The organism is Streptomyces dryopteridis (assembly GCF_049606955.1).
Classification (GTDB): Bacteria; Actinomycetota; Actinomycetes; order Streptomycetales; family Streptomycetaceae; genus Streptomyces.
This window is the reverse complement of record NZ_CP187113.1, coordinates 5,415,483-5,440,037: the sequence shown is the minus strand read 5'-3', so window position 1 is coordinate 5,440,037 and position 24,555 is coordinate 5,415,483. Positions and strand designations below refer to the sequence as shown.

Annotated in this window: 27 protein-coding genes; 11 read left to right on the top strand and 16 right to left on the bottom strand. The window is 63.4% G+C overall.

Annotation, left to right across the window (positions count from 1 at the left end):
- Position 1 precedes the first annotated feature (1 nt).
- The 11 genes from ACN20G_RS23435 (at position 2) to ACN20G_RS23385 (ending at position 14,406) form a co-directional block, all read left to right on the top strand.
- On the top strand, positions 2-5,662 hold the full coding sequence (locus ACN20G_RS23435) for a transglycosylase SLT domain-containing protein (RefSeq protein WP_424214781.1): 5,661 nt from the start codon (positions 2-4) through the stop codon (positions 5,660-5,662).
- Between the two features lie 66 nt (positions 5,663-5,728).
- The gene (locus tag ACN20G_RS23430) at positions 5,729-6,727 is read left to right on the top strand and encodes a phage tail domain-containing protein (RefSeq protein WP_424214780.1); all 999 of its coding nucleotides are present in this window, start codon (positions 5,729-5,731) and stop codon (positions 6,725-6,727) included.
- An 8-nt stretch (positions 6,728-6,735) separates the two neighbouring features.
- Positions 6,736-8,097, top strand: coding sequence for a siphovirus ReqiPepy6 Gp37-like family protein (locus ACN20G_RS23425; protein ID WP_424214779.1), 1,362 nt, complete (start codon positions 6,736-6,738; stop codon positions 8,095-8,097).
- Positions 8,097-9,191, top strand: a complete 1,095-nt coding sequence (locus ACN20G_RS23420; RefSeq protein ID WP_424214778.1) for a hypothetical protein — start codon at positions 8,097-8,099, stop codon at positions 9,189-9,191. Before ACN20G_RS23425 ends, ACN20G_RS23420 begins: the two co-directional genes overlap by 1 nt.
- Before the next feature lie 80 nt (positions 9,192-9,271).
- A complete protein-coding gene (locus tag ACN20G_RS23415) occupies positions 9,272-10,000 on the top strand; it encodes a hypothetical protein (RefSeq protein ID WP_424214777.1) in 729 nt (242 codons plus the stop codon).
- Positions 9,990-10,844, top strand: a complete 855-nt coding sequence (locus ACN20G_RS23410; protein ID WP_424214776.1) for a hypothetical protein — start codon at positions 9,990-9,992, stop codon at positions 10,842-10,844. Before ACN20G_RS23415 ends, ACN20G_RS23410 begins: the two co-directional genes overlap by 11 nt.
- 1 nt (position 10,845) lies before the next feature.
- Positions 10,846-12,063, top strand: coding sequence for a hypothetical protein (locus ACN20G_RS23405; RefSeq protein WP_424214775.1), 1,218 nt, complete (start codon positions 10,846-10,848; stop codon positions 12,061-12,063).
- Positions 12,050-12,613, top strand: coding sequence for a hypothetical protein (locus ACN20G_RS23400; protein ID WP_424214774.1), 564 nt, complete (start codon positions 12,050-12,052; stop codon positions 12,611-12,613). Before ACN20G_RS23405 ends, ACN20G_RS23400 begins: the two co-directional genes overlap by 14 nt.
- A gap of 11 nt (positions 12,614-12,624) precedes the next feature.
- The gene (locus tag ACN20G_RS23395) at positions 12,625-12,906 is read left to right on the top strand and encodes a hypothetical protein (protein WP_424214773.1); all 282 of its coding nucleotides are present in this window, start codon (positions 12,625-12,627) and stop codon (positions 12,904-12,906) included.
- A 23-nt stretch (positions 12,907-12,929) separates the two neighbouring features.
- A complete protein-coding gene (locus ACN20G_RS23390; protein WP_424214772.1) occupies positions 12,930-14,105 on the top strand; it encodes a LysM peptidoglycan-binding domain-containing protein in 1,176 nt (391 codons plus the stop codon).
- Positions 14,098-14,406 carry a hypothetical protein gene (locus tag ACN20G_RS23385; RefSeq protein WP_424214771.1) on the top strand — a complete coding sequence of 103 codons (309 nt, stop codon included), beginning with the start codon at positions 14,098-14,100 and terminating at the stop codon, positions 14,404-14,406. Before ACN20G_RS23390 ends, ACN20G_RS23385 begins: the two co-directional genes overlap by 8 nt.
- 145 nt (positions 14,407-14,551) lie before the next feature.
- Here ACN20G_RS23385 and ACN20G_RS23380 read toward each other — a convergent pair whose 3' ends face one another.
- From ACN20G_RS23380 to ACN20G_RS23305, 16 genes are all read right to left on the bottom strand, one after another.
- A complete protein-coding gene (locus ACN20G_RS23380; protein ID WP_424214770.1) occupies positions 14,552-15,298 on the bottom strand; it encodes a hypothetical protein in 747 nt (248 codons plus the stop codon).
- Between the two features lie 144 nt (positions 15,299-15,442).
- Positions 15,443-15,697, bottom strand: coding sequence for a hypothetical protein (locus tag ACN20G_RS23375; RefSeq protein ID WP_424214769.1), 255 nt, complete (start codon positions 15,695-15,697; stop codon positions 15,443-15,445).
- Between the two features lie 35 nt (positions 15,698-15,732).
- On the bottom strand, positions 15,733-15,966 hold the full coding sequence (locus tag ACN20G_RS23370; RefSeq protein WP_424214768.1) for a hypothetical protein: 234 nt from the start codon (positions 15,964-15,966) through the stop codon (positions 15,733-15,735).
- A 100-nt stretch (positions 15,967-16,066) separates the two neighbouring features.
- Positions 16,067-17,551, bottom strand: coding sequence for a DUF3987 domain-containing protein (locus ACN20G_RS23365; protein WP_424214767.1), 1,485 nt, complete (start codon positions 17,549-17,551; stop codon positions 16,067-16,069).
- A 10-nt stretch (positions 17,552-17,561) separates the two neighbouring features.
- A complete protein-coding gene (locus tag ACN20G_RS23360) occupies positions 17,562-17,753 on the bottom strand; it encodes a hypothetical protein (RefSeq protein WP_424214766.1) in 192 nt (63 codons plus the stop codon).
- Between the two features lie 76 nt (positions 17,754-17,829).
- On the bottom strand, positions 17,830-18,156 hold the full coding sequence (locus ACN20G_RS23355; RefSeq protein WP_424214765.1) for a histone-like nucleoid-structuring protein Lsr2: 327 nt from the start codon (positions 18,154-18,156) through the stop codon (positions 17,830-17,832).
- A gap of 102 nt (positions 18,157-18,258) precedes the next feature.
- Complete coding sequence (locus tag ACN20G_RS23350; protein ID WP_424214764.1) at positions 18,259-18,705, bottom strand: hypothetical protein; 447 nt, start codon at positions 18,703-18,705, stop codon at positions 18,259-18,261.
- A 2-nt stretch (positions 18,706-18,707) separates the two neighbouring features.
- Positions 18,708-18,941, bottom strand: coding sequence for a hypothetical protein (locus ACN20G_RS23345; RefSeq protein ID WP_424214763.1), 234 nt, complete (start codon positions 18,939-18,941; stop codon positions 18,708-18,710).
- Complete coding sequence (locus ACN20G_RS23340) at positions 18,938-19,192, bottom strand: hypothetical protein (RefSeq protein WP_424214762.1); 255 nt, start codon at positions 19,190-19,192, stop codon at positions 18,938-18,940. The genes ACN20G_RS23345 and ACN20G_RS23340 overlap by 4 nt, the downstream gene beginning before the upstream one ends.
- Positions 19,193-19,276: 84 nt before the next feature.
- The gene (locus tag ACN20G_RS23335; protein ID WP_424214761.1) at positions 19,277-19,813 is read right to left on the bottom strand and encodes an antirestriction protein ArdA; all 537 of its coding nucleotides are present in this window, start codon (positions 19,811-19,813) and stop codon (positions 19,277-19,279) included.
- A gap of 102 nt (positions 19,814-19,915) precedes the next feature.
- Positions 19,916-20,200, bottom strand: coding sequence for a hypothetical protein (locus ACN20G_RS23330; protein WP_424214760.1), 285 nt, complete (start codon positions 20,198-20,200; stop codon positions 19,916-19,918).
- Between the two features lie 121 nt (positions 20,201-20,321).
- Positions 20,322-20,543: a hypothetical protein gene (locus ACN20G_RS23325; RefSeq protein ID WP_424214759.1), complete on the bottom strand. Its 222-nt coding sequence runs from the start codon at positions 20,541-20,543 to the stop codon at positions 20,322-20,324.
- Between the two features lie 27 nt (positions 20,544-20,570).
- Complete coding sequence (locus ACN20G_RS23320; RefSeq protein WP_424214758.1) at positions 20,571-21,359, bottom strand: hypothetical protein; 789 nt, start codon at positions 21,357-21,359, stop codon at positions 20,571-20,573.
- 99 nt (positions 21,360-21,458) lie between these two features.
- The gene (locus ACN20G_RS23315) at positions 21,459-21,689 is read right to left on the bottom strand and encodes a hypothetical protein (RefSeq protein ID WP_424214757.1); all 231 of its coding nucleotides are present in this window, start codon (positions 21,687-21,689) and stop codon (positions 21,459-21,461) included.
- Positions 21,690-23,576: 1,887 nt separating this feature from the next.
- Positions 23,577-24,128 (bottom strand): hypothetical protein, encoded by a 552-nt coding sequence (locus tag ACN20G_RS23310; RefSeq protein ID WP_424214756.1) that lies wholly within the window; start codon positions 24,126-24,128, stop codon positions 23,577-23,579.
- Positions 24,129-24,223: 95 nt separating this feature from the next.
- Entirely contained in the window at positions 24,224-24,547 is a 324-nt protein-coding gene (locus ACN20G_RS23305; RefSeq protein ID WP_424214755.1) for a hypothetical protein, read from the bottom strand.
- Between the last annotated feature and the right edge of the window lie 8 nt (positions 24,548-24,555).

Below are 24,555 nucleotides of genomic sequence, written 5' to 3'. Positions count from 1 at the left end.
GATGGCAACTCTTGATGCGGCGCCCGTAAAGGTCGGCGCAGGCTATCTGGATATTTACCCGCAGCTCGACAAGACGGCCCTCACGAAGATCAAGTCGGTTCTGACTTCGGAGATGAAGGCGGCCGGCGACGAGGCCGGCAAGGGCTTCTCGCGGTCGATGGCCACGGGCATGAAGGGTGCTTCCCAGGCTGCGGCTGCGGAGGCGAAGAAGGCCCAGGCCGCCGTACAGAAGGAAGCCGTGGACTCGGCGGCCAAGCTCCGCGAGATCGAAGCCTCGCTGACGAAGTACCACGGCGAACAGGCCGGTAAGCAGTTCATGACGTACCGGGACCTGGCCCTCCAGCGGGAGAAGCTGGAGGAGGGCACGTCGGCCGTCACCCGGGCCGCGATCAGGGACACGCTCCGGGCGAACCAGATGGCCACGCAGGAGGCCATCGCCCTGGCCCGGAAGAAGGCCCAGGAGCAGGAGCGCCAGGAGCGTCAGGCCGTGGCAGCCGCGAAGGAGCGGGCCCGCGAGATGATCCGCCTGTACACGGCGGACCTTGAGGCGTACCGGGCTGAGCAGGCGGAGAAGACTAAGGCCGCGGAGAGTGCAGCGGCAGCCCAGGCCAAGGCCGCGGAGGCGGCTGCCGCCAGGGCTCGCGCCGCGTGGGTTGGTGCCGCCAAGAGCAGCACTGCCGCGTTCGTCGGTGTCGGCAAGTCGCTGCATTCGAATGTCATCGCCCCACTCGCCTTGGCGACGGCAGCCGCCATCGGTTTCGGCGCCAAGGCATCTGACAGCTTCTCCCAGGCCGCTTCAGCCCTGCACGGCATCGGTGTCACTGCGAAGGACTCCGCGACGCTCTTGGGTAAGGTGCAGAACCTTGCGATCAACTCGACCTTCTCACTGAAGGACATGCAGGAGTTCGCGCCCCAGGTGTCGAACGTCTTCATGGCGCACGGCAAGAACTCGAATCAGGCTACGACTTCAGCAGCGGACCTGCTTCAGGGTGTAACTGACCTTGCGGCCAAGGGTGGTATTACCGATCCGACGAAGCTGAAGACGGCTATGACGCAGCTCACGTACGTCATGGACACGGGCAAGATCACGCAGCAGAATATCAAGCCGTTCGAAAAGGCGACCGGCGTTTCGGCTGAACAGCTTGCCAAGTGGCTCGGATACGAGGACAAGAAGAACCCGAAGACCGGCAAGATGATGGACGCCTCGGGATATCTCCTGGCGGACACGAAGCTCGGCAAGGCCCCTCCGGGCATGGAGCTGATCAATCAGATCATCAAGCACGGCAAGGACCCGAACGTCGTTGGTCGTGCCAAGGAATTGCAGCAAGCAACTTTCGCCGGTGACATCCAAGGCCGCAAGGAGAAGGCCGAAGTTGGGCTTCGCGGCATCTTCACGAAGCAGAGGAATGACGGAACACCGATCCTCGACAAGAACGGATTGCCGCAACTCACCGCTACCGGCAAGAAGCTTCACGCTCTGATCAAGGACGTTGCCGACCTCTTCCAGTTCCGGGTTCAGCCCATCTTGGAGAAGCAGGCACCCATCATCATCAAGCTTCTCGACCAGTTCGTTCAGTCCGCTGGCGACCCGTCGAAGTTGATGTACGTGAAGACTTTCCTGGGCTCTTACAAGGCGTCTTGGGCGATCTTCCAGAAGGTGTTCCAGGGTCTTGAGAAGGTGTTCACCTTCGTGGCCCGTCTATTCGGCGGCGACGCGGCGGACGGCGGTAAGGCGCTGGCGTACATTCTCGGCATCAGCGCAGCCTTCGGCACCCTCTCTAAGGTGCTCGGGAAGCTTGGTCTGGACAAGGTCCTGAAGGCCACGGGCAAGGGCCTCGCGGCTGGGACGAAACGTCTCTTCCGTAAGGGTGACTCCGACTCGGACTTGCCGGGGGAACGACCTGGTGCAGGTCGACGGGCGGGTACGACGATCCGTGAGGGCGTCTCCAGTCTGGGCACCCGGGCCCGGGTCGCCGGGTCGATGACGGGCGACTTCCTCTCCGACAAGGCGACGGCGGCCACGGACGCGGTACGGGACAAGGCGGTCGCTGCGGCCTCCGCCGTCTCCTCGGTTCGTGACCGGCTGCGCGAGGCGGCCTCGACCTCCCTTGAGGCCGTGAAGGGCGGACTGTCGTCGCTTCGGGATCGCGCCGGCGAGGCCGGGCCCAAGCTGGCCGACATGGCCTCGAAGGCCAAGGATCTCGGCGCCCAGGCGCTCACCGGTGTCCGCGAGGGCATGGGGACCTTGAAGGCCGAAGCGCTCAACGCCTGGGATGCGACGGAGGGCGTCAGGGCGAAGGTCTCCGCAGTCGCCCAGCTCAACATGGACGCGGTCTCGGGAGGCTTCAACCAGCTCCGCGCGTACGCGGCGAACGCCCGCGACGAAGCCGCCAACGTGGGCTCTCGGGTCCGCGAAGTCGGCTCTGCTTCCCTGGAGGCGATCAAAGGTCAGTTCGCCGGTCTGCGTGAGCGGGCCTCCGGTGCCCGCGACATGGCCTCGGGCGTCGGCGACAAGGTCCGTTCTCTCGGCAAGATCAGCCTGGACATCCTGACCGGTGCCGTAGGCCGACTGAAGGACGCCTTCTCTCATGCCGGCGACAAGGCAGGTGGCCTGAAGGGCCACATCTCCTCGATCGCCGAATGGGTCGGAATCGGTAAGGGCCGTGGGGGCAAGAAGCTCGCAACGGGCGGCGTCCTCCCGGGGTATGCCCCTGGGGTCGACAACATTCCGGCAATCCTGAGCCCGGGTGAAGCTGTCCTTCGTCCGGAGGTCGCCCACCACTTGGGGGCCGACAGGATCAACTACTGGAACGCGATGGCGGCCCGCGGGCGCCTATCCCGCTTCGCCTCCGGCACCGCAAGCGCAGGTGGTGTAGGCCGAATAGGCCCGATGCGGATTCTGGACGACCTTCGGGAAGCCTTGAATTTCATCGACGTGACCCGCGCTTTCAATTCCGGCATCGGGTTCATGGGGGCTTCCGATCAGATTGGAGATCCACTCGGCGGGGGAACGCGCCGCTTTGGTGGCTCCGCTACTGGCGACATGATGGGTCGGGGTATCAACACCCGGATCGGTCAGGCCAAGGAGTGGGTGTTCAACAAGCTGCCGGACATCTTCAAGGAGATCCCTTCCGGCATCGGTCAGATCGCTTCGGTTGCGGCAGGCCCGCTGGTTGCTAACGCCGGAAAGTTCTTCTGGGATGACGTGTGGAAGGGGCAGGGAAACATACTCCAGCGAGGAGCCCAATTCTCGCAGGACATGTTTAGCCCGGCTAACATCTTGCAGGCGTACAAGGAGTCCGCCAAGGGCATCTGGGAAATGGTGAAGTCGACGGCGAAGGGTGCCGTCGAAGCGATCAAGGACCCCATTGGTGCGATTAAGGGACTTGTCTCCTACTTCAAGAAGTCCATCACGGATCTGATCGACCAGTTCAAGTCCATGTTCGAAACCTTCAAGACGATCTTCACCGATCCGCTCGGGTATGCGAAGGAGATCGGCTCGGCGGTCTGGGACCAGGTGAAGGAGAACCTGCCCAACACGGAGGGCTTGTTCCACTTCGCCAACGGCGGTGTGGTGCCCGGCTACCGGCCCGGCGTCGACTCCGTACACGCCATGCTCTCCCCTGGTGAAGCCGTGCTTCGACCGGAGGCGGCGAGGGCCTTGGGCCTGTCGACCGTGGCCAAGCTGAACAAGGGCGAGGCCGACGCCCAGGCTCCGGGGATGACCCTGCCGGATGCCGACGCGTACGAGGCGGCCGTGGCCGCCATCAAGGCAGCGCTGGCCGATCTGACCTCGACCACGCAGTCCGACTGGGCCGCGATCGGGGAGGCCGTCAGGGCCTCCGTCGATGGGGAGATCACCCCTGCTCAGACCAGGTGGGTGCAGTACCTTGCCGGCCCTCTGACGCAGGCGGAGAAGGGTTTCCAGTCCGCGAATTCCTCGGTGTGGGCCGGCGTCCGCGGGGAGGTCAACACGTCCGTCACGGACGTGACTTCGTCCTTCGACCGGCTTCGCTCGAACCTCGGGGGCCTGCGGGACTTCTTCGGAGCTGCCGCAGACCGAATCCGCCAGGTCTGGCAGTCGGCCATGTCCTTCGTGGACAGCTCGACCAGGAGCACGGTCTCAGGGCCGTACAACCGTGGTGCCGTCTCGATGATGGCGAACATGGCGAAGCTGGCCGGTACAGGGGCTCCCCTCTCCACGGTGGGCTTCTCGACGGGCGGCGTCGTGCCCGGGTATCAGCCGGGGATCGACACGGTCCCCGCGATGCTCTCGAAGGGTGAAGGCGTCCTCCGCCCGGAGGTTGTCCGTGCCCTCGGGGCCTCGACCATCCACGCCTGGAACGCCGCAGCACGGCGGGGCGGGAACGTCTTCGCCAACGGTGGTGTGGTGGGTGCTCAGTCCTGGTCCGGGCAGGCCGGCGGGGACTGGGTGAACAAGCACCAGGACGACGACTACGACGGCTACACGTCCGCCCTGAAGGCCGGGTGGAAGGCCGTGGTGGACCCGATGCTGTCGACGGTCCGGCAGGTGTACGGCCTGGCGGGCTCGCTGGCCTCGGGGGGCTTCTCGAAGGCCCTGCCGTGGGCCTCCGCCTGGTCCTCGTGGGTCGACTCGCACGTGGGTGGTGGCGGCGCGGTCGTGAAGGCCGCCCTGGACGAGTACGCCAAGTTCGCCCCGAGCGTGGGCGGTGCCAAGTACAACCAGGGCAATGGCGAAAGTTGGTGTGCGGACTTCGTCAGCTACATCGTGGACAAGGCCGGGGCCAATGCCCAGTACGGGAACTCCCCGCACGGTGCACCCGGTAATCGTTGGCCCGCTGTGGCCACGTGGAACGGTGCAATGCAGCACGTCCCCGTTTCCTCGTCTCGACCTGGTGACCTTCTCACCTACCGGGGCGACGGGCATATCAACATCAAGACCGGGCCCGACGACACCGTTGGCGGTAACGAGTCCAACCAGTTGAAGCACTCCCGAGGGTATTGGAGGACTGCTACGGCGGCCCTCCGGCCCACGGGCGGCGAGTCGCTTTCGGATCTGATCCTGAACGCGTGGCCGGGCTCGATCCCGAAGTTCACCGGCACCCTCGGCGGCGGTGTCGACTCGGCTATCGGGACGGCTATCGCCAAGGCCATGGGTCTCAGCGGAGTTTCGGGGCAGAGCTGGGCTGATGGAATCGCGACGATCATCCGACGGGAGTCGGGCGGTAACGCGTCCGCGGTGAACAACTGGGACTCCAACGCGGCTGCCGGCAACGCCTCGCGCGGTCTCATGCAGGTGGTTCCGACGACCTTCAGCGCCTATCACCAAGCCGGCACGTCGTGGGACATCTTCGACCCGGTTGCGAATATCGCTGCGGCGATCAACTACATTCGCGCCCGGTACGGAGACATCAGCCGAGTGCAGCAGGCCGACCCGAATAGGCCCTCCAAGGGCTACTGGACAGGTACTCGTTCCGCTTCCCAGGGCCTCGCCCTGGTGGGTGAGCGTGGGCCCGAGCTGGTCAACTTCCGGGGCGGTGAGCGCGTGTTCAACAACGCTGAGACTCAGGGCATGTTCGGCCCTCGGTACGAGATCCACATCCACGAGGCCAAGAGCGAGGACACGACTCAGGCCGTGATTCGCGCACTCAAGTACACCGAAACCATGTACGGCCTGTAGGAGTCGACTTAGGGGCCCTGGCATTGAGCTGGGGCCCCTTTGTCACGCCCGGAAGAAGGAGACACCATGCCGATTCCCGGATACCGGCTGCCCGAATGGGAGGACAACGCTCCCATCGTCGGGCATCCCCCTTCCCCCGACGTGTGGGGGCACACGAAGGTCACCATCGCCGGTTCGAATGGGCTCGGCGAGGTAATCCCGCTCACGGACTTTGCGGGCCGAAAGTGGCCCGCCATGTTCCTTCAGGACGGGGCTACCGGACTGGACATGCCCCCGATGGAGAACCACAGCGACGTGTCGCCGAACCTCGACGGGGGCTCGTTCCGATCAACCCGCGCCGCACAGCGGGAAATCCTGCTTCCGCTCTACCTGTACGGCATCGACCGCCGCTCGATCCTCGACCTGAAGCGGCGCCTGGCCAAGACCTTGAACCCGAAGAACGGCTGGTGCCGGTTGGTCTTCACCGAGGGCGATGGTACGAGCCGCTACCTGACCGGCTACTACAAGGGCGGCATGGAAGGCAATGAAGGAACTGACTCGGCAGGGTTCACCTGGTGCCGGTACGGCATCCAACTCACGTGCTTCGACCCCTGGTTCTACGGCACCGCGGACACCTTCGCGGAGTGGAAGACCGGCGCCGGCAAGGCGTTCCTGAAGGGGGCCGGGAAGCCCTTCATCCCCCTCGACGTGAACTCGGGGATCATCTCCTCGATCGGTGTCACCGTGGTCAATCCCGGCGACGTGGAAGCCTGGCCGATTTGGAAACTCGCCGGCCCGGTTAGTTCGTTCACGATCACCTCCCAGGACGGCCGAAGCTTCGGTATCAACCCCGCCGACAAGACCACGCCGGTCGTGGCCGCGGGCAAGACGCTGACCATCGACACCAGGCCCGGCTTCAAGACCGTGACCGACTCGGACGGCAAGAACCTGTGGCCCCAACTCGATGACAGTCCGGCCCTGTTCGATCTTCCCTCGGGGCCTTCCAAGCTCGATGTGGTGATCGACGCCGGCGCCGACCAGGCCGACCTTCAACTGACCTTCTCCCCCCGATACGAGTCCTATTAGGAGGCCCTATGGGATACCGCGTATTCGTGCGGGACAAGCCGCAAACCGATGGCACCATGCCGCTACTCGGTGAGGTCGACACGTGGATGCAACTCAACCTGACGATCCGCTTCAACGCGGCAGGGTCCTGGCAGATGCTCATCAAGGTTGGCACCCCGCAGGAGAGGCTTCTCCAGAACGGACGGGGCATCGTCGTCTACCAGGACAACATCAAGGACCCGATCTTCTCGGGCCCCATCAACTCGTACGAGAAGTACTGGACCGTCGACCAGCACACCGGCCCCGGCAGCGTGTTCGTCGGCGGCCCGTGCGACAACCAGATTCCCTTCGGCTTCCTGGCGTTCCCGGGGACGACCGGCACCGGCAAGGACGTGATGACGGTCAGTCCCATCACCGAGCAGTGGAAGGGCTCCTCGATCAGGCCCGCCTACAACTCCGTGGGCCAGGCCATGTGGGTCGAGATGGACATGGCCTTCGGTGCCCGTGCCCTCGCCGACCGCAAGCTGAAGGGTGTCGTCGTCGGCGCCAACCCGGCGACCGGACCGGACATCAACGACTCGTTGCGCTACGACAACTTGGGTACGAAGTTCCAGTCGTGGCTTGAGAACAAGCAGTACGGCTTCCGATTCCTGTGGTCCCCGAAGAGCCGAAAGATTGAACTAACTCTCTACACCTGCAAGGACTTGGGGAAGACGATCCGCTTCTCCCCCGAGTTGGGGAACATTCGGGAATATACCTGGCAGCTTCACGGCCCCTCGGTGACACGGGCCGTAGTGGCCTGCCAAGGCGAGGGCTCCGAGCGGTACATCTTTCAGAAGGTGGACACCGAGGCCGAAGCGCTGTGGCACACGATCACGGAAGTATTCGTGGACCGTCGCGATATCCCACTGACCACGGACGCCCAGGGCAAGCCGGTGATCGTCGTCAAGAAGCAGGCAGACGGCACCGAGGAGATCGGCCAGGGCCCGGACGGGAAGCCGTGGCCTGGTGGCGATGCGGCGAACCCGAAAACGGTCACGCAGGCCCAGAAGGATGCGGCCCGGGACTACTACCTGAAGGTGGTCCAAGACGCGGCCACGGCCGCTCTCAAAGAGGGCGAGAAGACTGGGCATTTCCAGGTCTATCCGATCAATACTCCCCAGTGCCAATTCGGTCGTGACTACTACGTGGGCGACGTGGTGACCGTGCAGGCCGACGACCAGACCATCACCGATGCCGTGCACGAGGTCACCATTGCCGTGGACGACGGCGGGACCACAGACACCGTTACTCCGAAGATCGGCGACCAGGGAACAGGACAGCCGCTCAATTTGTACAAGCAGGTCTCCGAGATGCGAGAGAAGTTGCGCAAGCTGGAAGCGAGGATGTAATGGCAGAGATCAGCTTTCCGTACGAGAAGGACACCAATATCGGCACCGACGCCAACAACGGCGGAGGCCGCCAGGCCGTCACCGAGGCCGACTGGCAAAGCATGGCAACCATGTGGTCTGCCGACCGCATCAACTACACGCCGACGAAGAACGCGATGACGGAAAGCGCCATGCCGTTCTACACGCGCGTGGGCACCGATGGGGCCCTTACCATTCAGCCGGGCGAGGCCGTAGTGGGTGGCTTCTACTACAAGCTCGACGCGGCCCTCACCGTACAGGTCGACAAGAACCTGAACACGACGAACGACCGCAAGGACATTTTGGTCATTCAGACGGACCTTTCCAAGGGGTACACGAAGATCGCCATTTCGCAGGGTGCGGCGAATTCGGCACCGCAGGCACCCCAGCCTTCTCGTCAGCGCGCCGGCCGCTGGGAACTGCCGCTGTACGTCATCACCGTGCCGAAGAACCAGGGTGCTCCGACTCTTCAGCGTGTGGTGCCTTTCGCGTCCCCGGCCGACGTGACCTCGATCGCCTCCGGCCGCGACCTGGGCCCTTTCCAGCCCGAGGGCACCTTCATGCGCTGCGTGTCCCCCAAGGACCAGTACGAGGCGTACAACGGCGCTGACGGCTACGTGGTGACCAGAGACTTGGGCCTGACCCGCACCTATACCCCGAAGCTCCTGTACACCCGTCAGGACAATCCTCCGGGTCTCCAGTGCAAGGGCAGGTACCGCAGGATCGCTCCGAACATGGTTTGGTTCTCCGTCGACATCTCGAACCCGACCAATACCGACTACTGGAACGACGCCGACGACAACTGCCTTGCCTTCACCCTGCCGGACGGAATCCCCCTCAACGGCGAGACCGGCCAAACCTTCTCGGGCCTGATGGTGAACGGGGGGTACTCCGCGGAGCTGCCTAATTTTGTGGACTTGAAGGGCTACACCTGGAAGGGCTTTTCCGGGAACTACGTCCGGATACTCTATCAGAACCCGAAGTACCTGGCCGAAGGCTACGACTATGCCCGCGTCTTCCCCCGCTCGTCGTACATCATCTTTTCCGGGGTTTATGAAACTCAGGATCTCAAGTAGGAGGATTCATGGCACGAAACTTCTTTGGCGGGACGACTGATGCGGCTGCCGAGAATGCGGCGGGTGGCCGGCTCCCGAACATGAAGGGCCGCGTGTACGCCTCCGAGGACTCCCCCGACGAGGTGACTGACCTCCTGGACGAGGCGAACAAGCCGATCGTCGGCGGCATCCTCTCCGACAGCCGCGGCATGATCCCCCAGTTCCAGGGTCCTGACGGGGCTGAGCAACTGTGGCTCGACTTCAACGACGGCAGGGTCATGCTCCTCGCCAACGATGTCGGGCCCCGGTTCGCCAATCACTTGAAGCCCAACCTGGACCCGCACGGGGACCGGTCCTACGCGCACGACCTCTTCTCCCAGGCCGTGTCGAAGACGGCTTCCAACGACATGCACACCGTGCCCACGGACGCGCTCCTGAACGTCGAGTCCCCGAGCGGCACCAACGACGTGATCCGGCTCAACCGGTCTAGCGCCGTGGGCAGTTCGCTCAAGTCGAACGGCGCCTTGTACCTCGACCCGTTCACCAACAGCACTCCCCTTGTCGTGTACGGGACCAACCTGGCCGACGACAAGCCGGTGCTCACCGTCGACCCGTCCAGCGCCGACGCCAGTAACCCGGCGCTCCGCATCTACAAGAACGGCGACATCAACACGTCGGGCAAGGCCACGATCAAGGGAGACTTGAACGTGCAGGGCCAGGTCATCGCCGGGAACATCGGCACCAACCGAGTCTTCTCGGGCACCGCGGACCCGACCACGACCGGAATCACCCCCAACGTGGGGGACGTGTGGGTGAGCTATGGCGCCTAACTCGACCGCCATCAAGACGAAGGTGTGGACCGACCACGGCTGGGCGGACGGCTCGACCTACCACTGGGACGGGACGCGATGGGTCCCCGACCCCGCCATCAAGCTCTGGGACGGCGTCCAGTGGATGACCCACTTCCCCGATCCAGTGCTCTACCCCGGCTACGTGGACGGCTCCGGCCTGATCGACTCCGGGACGGACCGTCTGTCCCCCCTGCCGGCCGGCCTCCGGCTCGGGGACTTCGTGGTGTCGGTGTGTGCCTCGAAGGGCACCATGCCCGCCCTGGTGACCCCAGCCGGGAAGCTCACGGCGACGAAGCGCCTGGGCTCGGGCACGTGGCTGTCGGCGGTGTGCTGGCGCTACGACGGCCCAGGCCCCCTCGGGGGCGTCAACGCCGTCCGCTGGGCCGTCCCTGGCGGCGGTACGGCGACCGTGGCGAACTACGTCTACCGGTTCGCCGAGACCCGCGACATCCCGATCACCCCCTTCAACACGATCACCGAGTTCACGAGCGTCCGGCAGATTCCGGCGACGAGCCCGGCCGGTAATACCACGCTCTACCTGGTGATGACCGAAGCCCAGAATTTGACCGACATCAAGTTCCCGACCGGAGTCCATTTCCGGAAGGCTCTCAACGGGCAGTTCGGTCAGAGCAAGATCCTGGTTCACGCCGGGGACACTCCCGGTACTGGCGGGGATTCCTTCGGCGACATTCTCTTCGACACACTTGTCCCTTCCGCGGCCCTGATCACCATCAAGATTCCCGGCGCCGACGACGGCAAGCCGGTGTGGGTCCTGGGCGACAAGACCGGCTCGGTGCTGGGGACGACTACCTACCTTCAGTGAGGTGACCATGCCCTACCCGACGCCGGCCGAATGGCAAGATCGCGACGTTCCCAGCCCGGCCCTGATGAATGCCCGAATCAACGCTCCCCAGGGCTACTTGGCGAACATGCCGTACCTGATTGCCCGGGGTCTCACCAGCAACACGACGAGCCCTCGCACGGGCCTGGCCATGTACCGGGGCACCGTGACGTGGATGAACTGGAAGACCTCCGGTGTCACGCTCAGCGGCGGCTTCAAGGGCACCACGGACAGCTCGGGGTACACCGACTTCGTGATCCCCGAGGACGGCATCTACTACTTCAATTTCCAGGCGTCCATCTATGCGACCGGCACCCGGAACCTCGACAACATCAACGGGTACGTGCACAAGATTCCGGCTCCGGGCAGTGGCGAGACCGAAGAGGATATCGCGATCGAGTGCTCCCAGTTCGTCAAGAACGGGTGGTACCAGACCTTGCAGACCTCGGGGTCGGACTTCTTCAGGAAGGGCACCAGGCTCTCCGCGAAGGTCTACCTGGACCAGGGTGCGACTGGTGCTTGGGCTGTCGCTGACGGGCAGATCGACACGTCCATGTTCATCTTCATGGTGGCCCCGGCCGGTAGCTGGTCGGATGTGGCCGGGCCTGGTCAGGCTGCCGCACCGGCCACGTGGACTGACGGCCAGGTGGTCACCGCGGATCAGCTCAACGACCAGACGGTTCGTTCATTGGCCTGCAAGGCGGACCCTGCCCGCGCTCAGGCCCGTGGCCCGAACTGGACAATGGGCGGAGCCCCGGCTGACGGAACCAACATCCTTGACTGGTACGGGATTTACCACAACGGGTGGTTCAAGTCGGTGAAGGTGACGCCGAGTTCGAAGGTCGACACCGGTATCCAGATTCCGTGGGATGGGGTCTACCTGGTCAGCCTCCAAGGTCACGGGCAACTCTCCAACGCGACCATTCCCAATGGGATCAAGCAGTTGACGTTCCAGGTACTCCTTCACAAGAACTCGGGCAACACGCCGATCATCCTGAACCAGTCGGGAACTCCGCGGACCGGTATGGACTCTGGAGCCCTCTCACAGGACGTGATCCGCCTACAGGCCGGTGACGTGCTGAACGCTCGCTTCTGGGGCAACTCCAAGGACGCGTCCTGGCAATCCATGGGCCCCGCCGACGGGCGTCTTTGGACAATCACCGTTCACTACATGGGTAGGGGCAACGATGCCGCTCAGTAAGCAGACCTGGACGAGCCGCCAGAAGGTCTCGAAGAATGAACTAACCGCCATGACGGACAGTCTGACGCGTCTTCAGAACCCGCCCTACATGCGGGCCTCGACCGCAACCGGCACCAGCTTCGGCAGTGAAGCTCCGGTCTCCTGGGGGAACTTCGACAGCAAGTCCTTCACGCGGAAGGGGACGAGTGAATTCGTCGCACCCGCCGATGGGCTGTATTGGGTCACGGCAGCTATCACGCTCAACACCCCGTCCTCGATGACCGCCACTTCCGATTGCGGCCTCTACCTCATGCTGGGCCGGAGCTTCAACGGAATCGGGGGAAAGAACGGTGACGAGAACTATATGAAGTGCCAGGTGGGTTCGCGTGTCATGGGCAGCTATTACACCTGCACGGCATCTTCCCTCATGCCCCTGAAGAAGGGGTACAGCCTGTGGGCCTCCTGCATGTCGGCCGGCGACCCGTGGGTCAAGGCCGTTACCGGAAACCCTACGGACGCCCTCTCCTACCTTTCCGCGGTACTCATCTACCCCGACATCACTGTCTTTTAGGGAGAACGCCTATGGGTGACACAACTCTGATTCTCGACATCTTCGGCATGGTCGGCATTCTCGCCACCATCATGGGCGGCCTCGTCGTCATCAAGGCTTCCCGCGAGGCCAAGACGGCGGAGGTCTGGAAGGCGGAGGCGGAGGCACAGAAGGCCCGCGCTGACCGCCTCCAAGGCGACCTTACCGAGATCAAGGAGCGCCTGAAGCGCATCGAGGAGGAGAACACCAGGTTGGTGGAACTCCTCTCAAATCTTGACCCGCAGAAGCTTTTCGCGATGAAGCGGGGTCTGTAACTCCAACTGAAAAGGGGGGCCTTATGGCCAATACCGCAGCAGCAATGATCAACGTCCTCGTTGCCGAGAACGGTTATCGCGAGGGCGCCAACAACTACACGAAGTACGCGCCGCAGGTGCCCGGTCTGGAATGGGCTCAGAACGAGGCATGGTGCCAGGTCTTCATCTCGTGGGGTGCCGTCAAGTCCGGCAACCGGGACATCATCCCGCTCACCGCTTCGTGCTCAACCTGTACCGACTGGTTCGAGTCGCGCGGCCAGCTCTACCAGACCCCCAAGCCGGGCGACCTGGTGATGTACGGGCCGGGCGGCGGCTCCCATGTCGAACTCGTCGTGGCCGTCGAGTCCTCGCGCATCAAGACCGTGGGCGGGAACACCAACAACGACGGGAGCGCCAACGGGAACGGCGTGTACGTGAAGTACGTCAACCGCTCCTCGACCCGCATCTACGGCTACTGCCGCCCCAAGTACAAGGACGGGCCGGCGGGGGCCGTCTCCGCGGCCGGCGCCGGCGCGGCAGGCACGGCCTCGAAGTACACCGTGAAGTCGGGCCAGACCCTCTCCGGGATCGCGGCCCTCCTGGGCGTCTCCCTGGCCGCCCTCCTGGCGGTGAACAGCCAGATCGGCAACCCGGACCTGATCCATCCCGGGCAGCAGATCAACGTGCCCTCGAAGCCGCCCACGCAGGCCCCGAGCGTGAAGCCGTCGACTCCTCCGAAGCCCCCGGCCTCGACCACGCCGAAGGCCCCCGTGAAGCCCGCGAGCGTCGAACCGGAGCACCCGACCGTCCGACCGTCGAAGGTGCCCGCGGTGACCCACGTCAAGGCGCCCGCGGATTCGGTGAAGCCCGTGAAGCAGGTGAGCGTCGACCCCCCGAAGCAGGAGCCGTCCACGGTCGTCGTGCCGGTGAAGCCGGGCGACACGATCCACGACGTGGCCGGGCAGACCGATCACTGCCCTTGCCAGATCGCGCACTGGAACCCGGGCCTGGCCGACCACGAGCACCAGGAGCACGGTCACGTGCCGGTGAAGGTGCGGCCGGGCCGCCACTCGAAGCCCGAGCGGCCGATCAAGCACAAGTACGAGGAGAAGCGGGACCAGGAGCAGGGGCAGGTGCACGAGGAGCTGAAGGAGATCAAGACGCAGCTCTCCCACATCTCCGACCAGCTCAAGACCATCCAGGGGGAAGCCCATGCGTAACCACATCGTCCGTATCCTCGGCGCCTTGGCGGCGCTGACCCCGTGGCTGGTGGGGCAGTTCCCCCACGTGCCGTGGGAGGCCGTCACGTCCGCCTCCATCGCCCTTCTCGGCGGAGCCGAGTACGCACAGCGCGTCGAGAACGGGAAGACGCGCGCGGCCCTCGAAGAGCCCTCTTCCTGGGAGGCTGCCGCGCTGGCACAGAACCAGCTTGCCCAGAAGGAAGCGGCCAAGGTAGCCGCTGGTGAGCCCCGGGACGGGGACACCGTTCAGACTCCCACGGTGGGGACCGTGGAGGGGTAGAGAGGCCCACAACTCGGGGCCAGGGTTTGCGCCTTGACCCGTGAATGAATGAACTAACCGCTGAACAATGGTTGGCACAAAGTGGGCAACAAAAAAGCCGGGCACCCCGCAAAGGGTGCCCGGCTTTCGTCGTGTCCAGGGGGTACTACAGCTTGCCGTTCCCCCACGTCCGGCGTCGACCGCCGGTGATCATGCAGGCGACTCCGGCGACCAGGGCGAACCCGCCGGCCGCTCCGGCCGTCAAGGGGACATCGAGGCCGGTTTCAGCGAGCTGGTTCGCGTTGACCTTGACGGGGACAGGCTGAGCGTCGGCCACGGTGGCGACCGGCTGAGTCTGCCCCGGGTGACTGGCGTGGCTGGCAACCACGCTGATCTTGACCGGAGTTGTCGGCGGCTTCCCCTTCGTGGGCTCCACGTGCTTCGTCGTCGTCGTGGTGGTGATCGTCTCGACCGCCGCCCCGCGGTCGACCTGCCGGGGGATGACGTGGTGGGCGACCGTCACCGGCTCCCCCTGGACCTTCGTCGGGGCCTGCGGCTCCTGCACGACCGTCGTGGTGGTCGTGGTGGTGACCGTGCTGTCGGAGATGACGGCCATGGGTATGACCGGGGCGTCCCGCGCCACGTCATCGATGCCGGGCCGGATCACCGGCGTGGTGTTGTGGTGCCGGTCGGCCTCGGCAGCCTTGCGGGTCTTCCCTTCGGGGAGCTTGAACACTTCCGGCCGGACGGGGGTCTTCTCGTGGGCCGTGGCCCCGCTCTTGCCCTTCGTCTGCGGTGCGTCACCCTGCCCGAGGCTTGCCGGCGCGGTGTCGTCGGCGAACGCGGCCGGGCTGAATGCGAGCATGGCCGCAGCCATTCCCGAGATGAGGCCAGCCTTAGCTATCTTGCGCATTCTCGTTTCCTTTCAGATCGGCCGGTCGGCCGATGCCTACTCTTACTTATGTTTTCGGTACACCCGAACGTCGATTGACCCGCCGGGACACGACGAAGGGCCCCACTTTCGGGGGGCCCTTCGTCCTGGTCATGATCCATTCGACTACTGATCGTCAGCTACCGAACCAATCGCAGTGATCACGCGCCGCACTTCGGCGGCCCGCTGGCGCTGATTGAGCGCCATTCCCTCGGCAGCGTCCGGGGTGATCAGCCCGTGCTCTCCGTCGTGGGCGATCCGGTCGAACTCCGCCGCGTTCTCCTCGAAGCGCTCCACCAGGCGCCCCAAGGCTTCGAGGATCAGCCCCGAGTGCCGGTCGATGATCTCAGCCTTGTCGGTGATCTTCTTCAGCTCCGCCATTGTGTTCGCCATCGTCTCTCGTGCCGTAGCAGCCATTACACGTACTCCTGTTCCTGAAGTCGGAACACCGGGAATTCCCAGCGCACCCGACCGTTCTCCTTGATGTGGAACTCTTCGGCTCCGATCGATCGAAGAGCCGCGGTGATCTCCGCGACCGTCATGTTCCGGGCCTTCCTGTTGCCCAGGTTCAACGCCATGATCTGACCGACCGACAGGCCGCCCGGTCCGGCCTCCTCCAGCATGGCCCGGACTTCTTCGACGCTGGTCACCGTTCCTCTTTCCATGTGCCATCAATCCACTTGCGAGCCAGCTCGGAGTACCGCCCCTGAATCGCCCTGACGGGCTTCTGGAGCGGCATCTGCCCCGGGCTCACAGAAGGCCAGCCATCGGGTTGACCGGCTGGTCCTGGTCGGCCACGACCTCTTGCTTCGTGACCGCCTCATCCGTCCGAGCGGGGGCCTCCTTCTTGGCCGCGCGCTTGGCGGGGGTCTTCTTGGCGGGCGGCTTCTTCTCCCCACCCTGGGCAGGGACGACCGTCAGTGTCGGCTTCCCGGCCGGCGCCGCCGCCTTCTTCGAGGCCACCTTCTTGACCGGCTTGGGGGCGGGCTCCGGGGCCTTCTCCTCCGGCTCCTGGTCCACGTCGGCGAACTTGATGATCGTCGGCTTAGGTCCGCCCTTGGCGCTCCCCGGACGTGTCTCCATCACCACGTCGGGCATCTTCTCGATCAGCGCGGCCAGGCCGTCAGCGTTGGTGCGGGTGCCCATGGCACGGAGCATCACGGATCGCGTGCACTCCCCCGCGTACCGCACCAGGACTTCCCGCACGACCTGTTCGTTCGTCTTCATCTGCCGACCGCCGCCCGTACGGGCCTCGTTCACAAGCTTCTCGGTGCATTCCATCGAGTACTCAATAAGCGCCTTAGCCGCCTCCCACGCTTTGAGCGGCACAACCGTCTTCTTGCTAGCGGCAGTCAGGAGACAGGCCACGCGCAAGATGTTCTCGTCACCGCGCTCGATGAAGCATGAGAATTCTTCGGGCAGGGAGGCCATCCGGTCATCGAACGCAATCCGGTACAGGTCGTGAGCGTGCGCCGCTTCCGGCGACAGCTCCATTTCCCGCGTCTTCTGAGCCGTCCACTGGTAAGCCGAGGTCAGAGCCTTGGACTCGCTGACACTGTCGAGCGGTCGACGCGTCACAGAGGAAATGTTCTTCGACTTCTCCACCAGGAAAAGGGGAATACGGTTGAACACACCGCCCAACGCCACGTCAGGCTTCACGAGCGGGGCCCAACGGCCGGGCTGAATGTGAGCGTGGTAACCGAGCAACGGCTCTTCGATGAACTGTTCTTCGCGCTTGCCCGCCTTACCCTTCGTCGTGTTGGCAACCGGGGAACCGTCCCACGCGCCAATGAGAACGTCGTGGTACGAGACATCACGGTTGGCGCGCTGGAGCGTCGATGCCCACTCGTCTTCCATGATGATCAGGCGCCCGTCACCTCCGTCTTCCGAGCTACCGGATTCCTGCTCGACCTCAAAGAGCGCGTTCACCAGGGCCGCGCCACTGGTAAGACCCTTGCGCCTGCGGGCATTCAGGAAGTTGCCAATGCTCGGGTCGAGAATGGCGCGGGCCGTGGCCAGCGCGAAGCCCTTCCGGCCGATCTTCGACCGACCGACGAGACCGGACCAAAACACGGTGGGGCGCCCGTTGGGCTGAAGGATGCGCCCGTTGATGGCGGACGACCAAAGCGTGAGCGTTGCGGCGTACACGCCGATCGGGTCGGCCTCGCTGTGCGGCATCGCGTCCGCCACGGCCTTACCAAGCGGGCCGTACTGCATTTCCCTGAAGGTGGTCACGAGCATTCCCCTAAGCCGCATTGGCGGTCGTTGTGGTGGTGGTGTCGAACAGGTCGGCGAAGTAGTCGGCAAACCGCGCGCCGTGCGTATCGCACAGATCATAGCGGGTGCCAGCGATCTCCAAAGTGGTTACGCCCAAACCTTCTTGGCCTTTCGCGTTACATGCGTCACAGGTCACGTGTTCGATCATCTTTCGAGCCATCAGGTTTCCCTTTCAACCGATGAACCATGGCCAGTGCCACGGGAGTCACCCCGTGGCACCGACCAAAGCGCATGGGTTATCGCTGAGTTGCGACTCGGTAAGCCTCCGTCACCTCGTACGGGAGACGGCCATATCCGGACAGCTCATAGCCGTTCTCGTTCGCCCACTTGCGAACTACCCGAGCGTCGAACTCTGCGACCGCCGATGCGCGGCGAACCGCCCGGCCGCCGACCTTCCGGCCGGCCTTGATGTACGGCGCCAGAAGCTCGCGGAGCACAGCCGCGTTGGTGTCCATCAAGTCGGCTTCATACTCCTTACCGTCGATGCCGAACGAGACCAGCTCGACCTTTGCCGCGTCGTCAGTGGTCGACCCGTCGAAGTCGTCCACGTAGACGATCTTCACCTTTTGCGCCATTCCGAACTCTCCTATTGCTTGCGTTACCAGTTGACCGGTAGGCCATGGCAACACCCCCGAGCTTACGGGGGTGCCACCAAAACTCACGGGTCAGATTTCGTACGGCTCAGCCGCGAAGAACTTCATGTGCACCTGCTTGAGCGCGCTCCGACGGGCCGAACGTTCCCGGTTGGTCACCTCACCGGGCAGCACGAACGCGGCCCGGTCAAGGAGGAGATGAGGCGTCCGGTTGCGGACCATGACGGCGCACCTGGAGCACGCCAACCACGGTTCCGAGAATATCCGGGTATACCCGTCCGGGTCGATCATCACTATCGCTTTCCGAGTAGCGAAACGAGCAACCGGAACAGGGTGCGAGCAAAAGTCGCACACGCCCACAAGCTCAGTCGGATCACGGTGCACAGCAACCGCAGCATGGTCGTACTCTCCTTCGGCTCGTTCCGGGTGCACGTATGTCACGTGACCGGTGAACACGTCTTCCTTCGGGTTGAGCGGGATTCCGCACACCCCACACTTCTTGGGCGGGTGATCAATCACGCCTACGCCTTTCCTTCATTGATGAGCCGACGCCGTTCGTCGGCAAATTCGTTGGTTGCCAGGAACAGCAACTCTTCCCGGGCCTCGTTCTTGTTTCGGAAATCCGATTCTCGAACCTCCAGGAGGATCACGCGTTGCAGCATCCCCATAGCCGTAAGGCGGAGTCGCTTGTCAGGCCCATGGGCCGCACTACGGGCCGTTGCGGACACCCGGTCACTCAGCTCTTCGAACGTCATGCCGCAACCGCCCGACGCTCAGCCGCAATCGCGCGGCGCGTCGCCACGTACGTTTCGCTGGCCACCTGAACGAGCTGGCGCGTCACCATCGGGCGGTCGTGAAAGCGCGACCGTCCGACCGTCCAACCGATCTCACGGAACAGATGCGTCATTGCGGTCATGCGCTCCGACGTGTCCGGGTAGTGCGCGTGATCTTCCGCCGTCTCGATGACCAACTCTTCCAGCTCTGCGTATTCCTTCGTGAGGCTCATGCCCTCACCTTTCGTCGCGTCCTAGGCCATTCCCAGAGACTCGGCACCGGACCCCCGAAGGGGCCCGATACTCAATCGCTGGAATCAGACGGAGCGCACCATGTGCCACACGCCAGCACCCTCGTAAACCGGGTGCACTGCGCCCCCGCAGATACGGTCACGCGCTTCGCTCCGGGCGATCGCACCGCCGTGCGTCTCAAGGTGCTTAGGGAGCCCGTCAAAGAAGTCGGGTTCCTCTTCCACGATGAAAGCGGCCAACGCCTGTTCCCCGTCGAGTTCTTCCGTGACCGTGCCCATGAACATCTCTTCGCACAGGTCGTAGAGCGTGCTCACGTCCGGGTTGTCGATGTAGATGTGTGCGACCACGGCGGCCGGGAAGTCATCGAGCGTGCGGGCAATCTCGTGCACGTCGTCAATGTCGTCGTACTCTCCGACGCGCACCCCGCCGAAACCGTCCGTGTCGTGGATCGCGTATTCCTCGGCGCCCGGAATCGGGGACTCTTCAAGCATGACCGTGATGGCGTCACGGATGCTGTCCGGGTCTTCCGTGGCGTCAATCCATTCGCCGTGCAGGATGCCCGCGTTGTAGGCGGACAGGTCAGCTACGTAAATCTGAATCATGGTGGTGCCTTACTCTCGCGTTCTCGTCTGGTCTGAGAACCCATAGCCACCCACACGGCCTACGCCGTGCGCATGACTAAAGCCGCTCAGCGCGCCTATCCGCTACTCGCCGCTCTCTGCCTCCTCTTCCTCCTCCCGGACTTCCGCCTTGAAGTGGTCCATGCCGAAGTCAATGAGCGTTTCAGGCTCAACCCCGTTCATGCGGGCAAGGTGGAACAGGTTGCCGATAAGGTCCCCCGCCAATTCGGTCAACAGCTCTGCGTGAATGAGTGTGGGCCCGTCGAAATAGCCGGTCTGCCCGGTGAGTTCCCCCATTGCCTCGCACGCTTGCGCAGCCCAGTAGGCGCGCGTTTCGTTCTGCTCTTCAGCGGACAGGTCAGTAAGCACGTTCACGCCCTTCTCGCGCGCTCTCAGCCGTTCTGAGAACCCATGACCGGCCCCCACTTGTGTCTCATTCTCAAGTGAGGGCCGACCAAAGATGATCAGTGCAGCGTCACTACCTCTACCGTCACCAGCCCCACCAACCGCGAACCTCTTCGGGCTCCTCCCCGTAGTTCTGTCGGATCATCTCGTCAAAGGAGATTTCGGGGTTGTCCAACCGGGCCATGATCGCGTTGACGACTAGACTCACAAGATCGTCGTTGTGCTCGCTTCCGTCCAGCTCATCCAACACAAGGTCAGCACCCGCGTTCACGGCCTTCGACACGTCCGCGTAGTCGTAGCTTGCCATTTCCTTAGACCTTTCCTTTGGGGTTGATTAGGAGGAGATGAGGGACACGCCGATCCAAAGGACCGGGTAGCAGGTTTCGCAACCGCGCTTGATTTCCCGAATGTCGGCGGGGGTCGGGTACAGGCTCATGTGCTTAAGCGTGTCGACGTAGACCGGCACGCATTCGCATTCACCCTCCTGCTCATAGTCCGCGCATTCGTAGCAGAGACGTTCGGTCGTGTTGTCGTCCGCCTTGAACCACTCTTCACAGTTGTCCCCGCTGCACTGGACGTAGCCCAGGGATTCGAGCGCATCGGGCACGTCACAGCTAGCGCAGTTCGAGCAGAAGGGCACTTCCGGCATGGCGTTGATTACGTCCCCGACTTCCACGCCATCGGGCAGGGTGTAGAGGTCTTCCACCACCTTGCACGCGTTCTCCCATTCGAGGTCGGACAGCATCTCGTCATTCAGGACCGGGTAGTCCGAAAGCGTGTTGCCGATGCTCTCAGCGATAGCGTGACCCTTCGCATTGGACGCGTCCCACATGATCCAGCCGTCATATTCGTACGTGTCCACACCCGCCCGCTTGAACGCGGCCAGCGTCTCCTCCGCGTTGACCTTGGCCAGATTTTCCGTGCAGTCACACCCGTAGTAGCCACGGCAGTTGTACGCCTCAAGGGGCGTGCCCATACCGTCCCCGGACACGATGCCGAACCCTCCGAAGCACGCTTCCCGGGCCGCTTGAGCGAAGTCCTCAAGGATGTCGTCAGACCAGCGCTGACGTTCCGCGTATTCCCGGGCGAACTCGCTGAACTTGATGTCGATAATGACGCTCATGGTGTGCGCCTTTCACTTGTGGCCTAGCTCTTGCGCTAGAACCTCATGCCCGCCCCCACTCGGAATGTCTCATCCTAAAGTGAGGACCGGCAAAAGGCGCTAGTGCTTGATGCAGACCATGCCCGCGCCATCGATGTAGCTAACGCTCCCGTCTTCTTCCTTGAACGGGGCGCACTGCCCGTCCTTGAAGCCGTCATTGAATGAACTAACAGACACACGGTCACGCTCAGACTCCGCCCCGTGCTCGCTGTAGACCATGCCCCCGACGAATCCGGCCGCAATTGCAGCCACGATGCCCAACACCAGCATCATGCGGGTGATCGTACTCACTGTGCCTCCTAAGGCTTGTACAGGTGGACCGACACGCGTTGTGCGTGCGGTTGAGGTGATACGGGTTGGCAGGAACTCACCAGGAGCGCCATGCCGATTACGAGGGTGAGCACGTAGCCAAAGCTACGCACGACCAATCTCGCTTATGCGCTTGAAGCCGTGGCGCTCCGCATTGATGCCGACCATGCACCCATTGCATCGGGTGTGCAGTTTGCCGGTATCCGACCAAGGCCCGGACCAAACGGCCGGGCGCTTCAGGCCCCACATTTCACAGATGGTGCACCACATGTCGTGGGCCTTTCTGAGTGCGTGTCGAACTCATTCCGACACTCACCCCCAAGCACCTTCGGTTGTGCGCTTAGAGACGCTGTCAGGCCCGCAGGAAGTATCAGTTCCGCAGTGGCCTACGCGCTTGCCACGCATCGAGTGAAGATGCTTGGGAGAAAGTGCCTTGCCCGCCTGTTTGGCCACCCTGGTTTGCCGGGGTTGTGGTCGCTTCCACGTGGGCAAGATGTGCGCCGGTCCCGCTATCTCTAGCAGTCCCCATTACTGAGGGACACGGTCTATTCCGTGTGGGACACCCTTCGTGGCCTAGGTGGGCTCTTACCCCACCTACTAGCTTAGGGACACGGACCCCGTAGGTAATCCGCTATACGCGCTCATGGTGTGCACCGGATGCCCCGATGCTGGCTTGAGGGTCATGGTCCATGGGTACAGCCCCCATGGTGGTGTGAAGGTCTCTGTGCACCCTTTTTACGTCCTTGGGCTCAGTGCTGGCCCTGTTCTGTTGTCAATGTTCCTAGGCTTCCTTGGACGCCCTTTAGGGGCGCTTCCGGACCCTTATCGGATCCCGTTCCCGCTGTTCTGCGGGCCGTGCTTTCCGATGCCCAAACACTCTCACAGATGTGTCTCATCCTCAAGTCCCCACACCCACCCACTATGTACCACGATATGTACCACTACCCATACACGCACCCCTGATATCAAAGGAAGCGCGCGTGATGACACACCATGATCACCACGTCAATAGGCATATGCGTGACCTGTGTCTCATCCTAAGGTGCTAAATAGGCCCGCCCTGCATACGCACCCCGATTTGTCAATAGCCCCACAGTGCGCAGATGGCGTGGCATGGATCACACGAAATAGGGTCGCACCCATGAGTACACACCCCTGCAATTCGTTACCGAGTAACGTGAATGTCGGGCCTGACGCGCAGTTAGAAGTGGTGGAGATCACACACCTGGGAGTGCCGGAATAAGGCACCCGAATTCGCCCGGAATAGATATTCCGCATTCACCCGTAACGGGTCTCTCATTCCCCGTAGTCAGTTCATTCAATCAGCCCCTAAGGCAGGAACCCGGACACCCCGAAAGGTATCCCCGGAATGGGTTATCGCAATAGCGCACCCTCGAATGAACTAACCCTGCTACAACGCCTAATACATACGCACACGGGGGTAATACCTGTTCAATCATTCAAGCAGACCCATCAGGATGCCTTCCTTCGAGCGTGTACGCGTATGAACTAACCGCCGCTCAGATGAGCCGTAGAGGCCGCGGGAACGCAAAAACCCCCTCTTGGAGTCCAGGAGGGGGTTGAGCGCTCTGCCCGTGCACTGCGGGCCGTTCAGGGCTGTTCCAGCGTACTTGACGTGCGGTTCTTCGCCTTCCGCGGGGTGTCCTGCTCAAGTGATCTGGGCCACTCTTTCCGCGGAAACGTCCACCTGCCAGTGCTAGGACATCGACATTTACTTTGTGAGGGGGTTTATAGACCCCCGAACAGGAGGCCAGGCCAGACCTTCTTCAGGTGTTGGCAGCCCACCCCCAAAGGTGGGGTGCGGGCAGTGTCGAGATTGAAGGAACTAACTGTGTGCAGGCCGGCGACTCAAGGGTGTCGCCGGTGCGAGAAGTCAGGCTTCTCGTCGTACTGGGCCTGGTAGGTGCACGGGGCACATCGGTACAGGCCCCGGCATGATTCGCTGACCTGTCCCGCGTCCTCCTTGAGCGGGTCGGAGGGGTCCTCGTCGTCCAGGGTCTCGTTCAGTAGTCCTGCGTGCCGGGATTCGTGGGCTACGGCCCCGGGAACGCCTTCCAGCGGCCTCGCGTGCCACGTCTCGTCCGCGTAAAGGGTCATGATCAGGTCCCGCGAGGTGATTTCGCTGCCCTGCTTGTGCTTGGCGAACAGCTCGACAGCCCAGAGGCTCTTCGACCCCCGCAGAGGAGCTGACCACTTCGGCGGAGCGACCAGCGTCACCAGCTCGTAGACGGCCAGGGCCCCGTCCACGAACAGGATGAGGTCCTGGCGGTACGGGAAGGACTTCCGGAAGGCCGCGGTGAGCTGATCGTGGCCGTGCTCCTCTTCTCCTTCCACCGTGTACTTGACGCTGAACGTGTGGATGCCCTGGCGGCTGCCCGCCTCGGCGTCGAAGTCGTACATGCCTCTCCCTCACTCATGGATGAACTGGCCGGCACAGCCAGAAGGGCCCCTCCAAGGGGGCCCTTCTGGTGGTTCGGGTAAGACCGCGGAGCCTTCTACAGGGTCCGCGCGTGCTTCAGACTGTTCTCTCCCCGGTAGTCCACGGTGGACCAGTTCGCGTAGGAGTTCACGTAGTCGAATGCCTCGATCTGGTGCGCCCGGGTCTCGTCCACGACGGTGCTGCACAGCGCGAGGAGGTCTTCCACGCTCAGGTCGAGGCGGTCTGCAACGTGCTCGAACTCGGCGTCGGTGACGACGTGGGCCTGCTCCTGGATGCGGATGGCGAACCCGGTCAGCGCGTCGACCAGCCCGGGTTCCAACTCCGGGTTCCAGCCGCTCTTCTCGGCCGCGTTCAAGAGGTCGAGGATGAACGACTGCATTTTCGGTG

What these genes read in the sequence shown, in the direction of transcription:
- ACN20G_RS23435 (WP_424214781.1), top strand. Translation starts at nt 2, where the DNA reads ATGGCAACTCTTGATGCGGCGCCCGTAAAGGTCGGCGCAGGCTATCTG.
- ACN20G_RS23430 (WP_424214780.1), top strand. Translation starts at nt 5,729, where the DNA reads ATGCCGATTCCCGGATACCGGCTGCCCGAATGGGAGGACAACGCTCCC.
- ACN20G_RS23425 (WP_424214779.1), top strand. Translation starts at nt 6,736, where the DNA reads ATGGGATACCGCGTATTCGTGCGGGACAAGCCGCAAACCGATGGCACC.
- ACN20G_RS23420 (WP_424214778.1), top strand. Translation starts at nt 8,097, where the DNA reads ATGGCAGAGATCAGCTTTCCGTACGAGAAGGACACCAATATCGGCACC.
- ACN20G_RS23415 (WP_424214777.1), top strand. Translation starts at nt 9,272, where the DNA reads ATGAAGGGCCGCGTGTACGCCTCCGAGGACTCCCCCGACGAGGTGACT.
- ACN20G_RS23410 (WP_424214776.1), top strand. Translation starts at nt 9,990, where the DNA reads ATGGCGCCTAACTCGACCGCCATCAAGACGAAGGTGTGGACCGACCAC.
- ACN20G_RS23400 (WP_424214774.1), top strand. Translation starts at nt 12,050, where the DNA reads ATGCCGCTCAGTAAGCAGACCTGGACGAGCCGCCAGAAGGTCTCGAAG.
- ACN20G_RS23395 (WP_424214773.1), top strand. Translation starts at nt 12,625, where the DNA reads ATGGGTGACACAACTCTGATTCTCGACATCTTCGGCATGGTCGGCATT.
- ACN20G_RS23390 (WP_424214772.1), top strand. Translation starts at nt 12,930, where the DNA reads ATGGCCAATACCGCAGCAGCAATGATCAACGTCCTCGTTGCCGAGAAC.
- ACN20G_RS23385 (WP_424214771.1), top strand. Translation starts at nt 14,098, where the DNA reads ATGCGTAACCACATCGTCCGTATCCTCGGCGCCTTGGCGGCGCTGACC.
- ACN20G_RS23380 (WP_424214770.1), bottom strand. Translation starts at nt 15,298, where the DNA reads ATGCGCAAGATAGCTAAGGCTGGCCTCATCTCGGGAATGGCTGCGGCC.
- ACN20G_RS23375 (WP_424214769.1), bottom strand. Translation starts at nt 15,697, where the DNA reads ATGGCGGAGCTGAAGAAGATCACCGACAAGGCTGAGATCATCGACCGG.
- ACN20G_RS23360 (WP_424214766.1), bottom strand. Translation starts at nt 17,753, where the DNA reads ATGGCTCGAAAGATGATCGAACACGTGACCTGTGACGCATGTAACGCG.
- ACN20G_RS23345 (WP_424214763.1), bottom strand. Translation starts at nt 18,941, where the DNA reads ATGACGTTCGAAGAGCTGAGTGACCGGGTGTCCGCAACGGCCCGTAGT.
- ACN20G_RS23340 (WP_424214762.1), bottom strand. Translation starts at nt 19,192, where the DNA reads ATGAGCCTCACGAAGGAATACGCAGAGCTGGAAGAGTTGGTCATCGAG.
- ACN20G_RS23335 (WP_424214761.1), bottom strand. Translation starts at nt 19,813, where the DNA reads ATGATTCAGATTTACGTAGCTGACCTGTCCGCCTACAACGCGGGCATC.
- ACN20G_RS23325 (WP_424214759.1), bottom strand. Translation starts at nt 20,543, where the DNA reads ATGGCAAGCTACGACTACGCGGACGTGTCGAAGGCCGTGAACGCGGGT.
- ACN20G_RS23320 (WP_424214758.1), bottom strand. Translation starts at nt 21,359, where the DNA reads ATGAGCGTCATTATCGACATCAAGTTCAGCGAGTTCGCCCGGGAATAC.
- ACN20G_RS23310 (WP_424214756.1), bottom strand. Translation starts at nt 24,128, where the DNA reads ATGTACGACTTCGACGCCGAGGCGGGCAGCCGCCAGGGCATCCACACG.
- ACN20G_RS23305 (WP_424214755.1), bottom strand. Translation starts at nt 24,547, where the DNA reads ATGCAGTCGTTCATCCTCGACCTCTTGAACGCGGCCGAGAAGAGCGGC.